At 65.6% G+C, this 320-nt stretch carries 1 pseudogene; it reads left to right on the top strand.

What is annotated here, in order from left to right:
* Window positions 1–320: pseudogene (locus CH341_RS34820) on the top strand (ribosome biogenesis GTPase Der); the annotation flags it as partial.

Below are 320 nucleotides of genomic sequence, written 5' to 3'. Positions count from 1 at the left end.
ACGACGAGCATTTCGCCCGACTGATCCGCCAGGGCGGCAAGCCGGTCGTTCTCGTCGCCAACAAGGCAGAGGGGCGCGCGGCGGAATCGGGGCTTCTCGAAGCCTATTCGCTCGGCTTTGGCGAGGCTGTCGCGGTCTCTGCCGAGCATGGCGTCGGGCTTCCGGACCTTTATGAGGCCGTCGTTGCGACGCTCGGTGAGAAGGCCGCGCTTTATCTTCCCAAGGAAGAGACGGACGAGGACGACGAGGACGAGGCAGCCGAGGGCACGGGCGAGGAAACCCGCACGCTCAAACCCATCCGCGTTGCGATCGTCGGACAG

The sequence above is a fragment of the Rhodoplanes roseus genome, from assembly GCF_003258865.1.
Classification (GTDB): Bacteria; Pseudomonadota; Alphaproteobacteria; order Rhizobiales; family Xanthobacteraceae; genus Rhodoplanes; species Rhodoplanes roseus.
This window is presented reverse-complemented; position numbering and strand designations above follow the sequence as displayed.